Source organism: Arthrobacter sp. Br18 (assembly GCF_000520555.1).
GTDB lineage: Bacteria > Actinomycetota > Actinomycetes > Actinomycetales > Micrococcaceae > Arthrobacter_D.
The window spans coordinates 70,164-71,679 of the sequence record NZ_KI914885.1 but is presented as its reverse complement, the minus strand read 5'-3'; the positions used below and the strand labels follow the sequence as shown (position 1 = coordinate 71,679).

Genomic DNA, 1,516 nt, shown 5'->3' with positions numbered 1-1,516 from the left:
GGTCGGGTGACCGGCTGGAGGAGGACCCGACACAGAACGGCAGTGGCCTCCGCCGCGCCGTAGGGAGTTCCAGCTGGCAGCCGGTTGACGTTCCCCGCCCCACCTACGTCGATGCGGCCAAGGCAGAGCGGTCCGCTCCCGCGCCACTCGACCTGCCGGATGCCCCGAAAGCGAGCGGAAGGACCTCCTTCAAGGACAGTGCAGCCGCGCTGGCGCCTGGCAGGCCCTCCGTCAGGTCCGGAGAACCGGCAGGCGCCACCGCAGCGCGGACCATCAACCTCGACGACATCCTCCAGCGGCGCAGGGCCTGACACCCGCCGCCCGGTGTGGAACGGCCACCTAGGAACCCATCCGACCGTGAACGGAGCGACAGCGAGTTTCACGATCGCGAGGTGCTTGAGTCGGGAGCAGCGGGGACGCTGCTGGCCGCAGCACTCCGATGCATGGGGTATCCCCTGCGCAGCTGGCGCCTCCTGCAGATCCATTCCCGTCCCGGCGCGGGAGTAACCGGCGTGTACTCCGTGGCGGCAGGAGCCGGCAGGGAGGCCGCGGCCCCTGCTCCGAGCTTTCTCTGCGTCACGACGGCGGTGCTACCGTCGGAGGCAGAGGGAATCGTCTCGCTCCGGGGCGCCCGGCAGCAGACGTTCTCAGTGTGGGCCCACCCCCGGGACCCGCTCCTGCCCGGTCTGGTGTGGGCAACGGATCCGGGTGCGGTGTCCGCACTGTTCGCCCCGGCGGACGGCGCTGGAATGCTCCGTGGTCCGGCAAGCCTCAGGACAGCGGGCTACCGGCCCCTGCGTCGTGCGGTCATCATTGCTGAGCTCGGTGGCGAGCGGCGCTACCTCAAGGTGCTGCGCCGTGGCCAGGGTGAGGAGTTGCTGGGTAGACACCGACTGCTCCGGGATGCAGGCATTCCCGTCCCCGAGGCCACCGCCGTACCGGGGGAGGACGTAGTGTCGATGCACCAGGCGGCCGGGCGGCCGCTCGCCGGGCTGCTGCTGAAGGACGGTGCGGCGGGCGTGGATCCGCACGCCCTCGTAGGCCTGGTCCAGGGCCTGCCCGCGGCCGTCCTGGGTCTGCCGCGGCACCCACCGTGGAGCGAAAGGGTGCGCACCTACGGCCGAAGTGCAGCAGCAGTGTTGCCCGCGTCCGCCCAACGCATTCATGCCCTCTCGGCAACCATCGACGACCTCGTCCGGAGCACCGACGCCGGACCGGTGGTGCCCTCCCACGGTGATTTCTACGAGGCCAACCTGCTGATCACGGGCGGGCGGGTCTCGGGACTACTCGACATCGACGCGCTGGGTCCGGGCCACCTTGTCGACGATCTCGGCTGCTTCCTCGGGCACCTCGCGGTTCTCCCTGCTGTCCATCGGGAGTACGTGCATATTCCGGCTGCGCTGGAGCGCTTCGCCGGAATTTTCGGGAGATATGTGGAGCCTGCCGCCCTGTATGCCCGGGCTGCCGGCGTTGCGCTGACGCTCGTCGCGGGAGCGAAACGGCGGGCCGGGCTCCC

General features: G+C 70.4%; 1 protein-coding gene and 1 pseudogene. Both read left to right on the top strand.

Translation table 11 applies throughout. The features are described 5' to 3' along the window. A pseudogene (locus tag Y704_RS24600) lies at nucleotides 1-311 on the top strand (hypothetical protein); the annotation flags it as partial. A gap of 81 nt (nucleotides 312-392) precedes the next feature. Then, nucleotides 393-1,516: phosphotransferase (locus tag Y704_RS21530; protein ID WP_051477115.1), on the top strand; the 1,124-nt coding region annotated here is incomplete at its 3' end.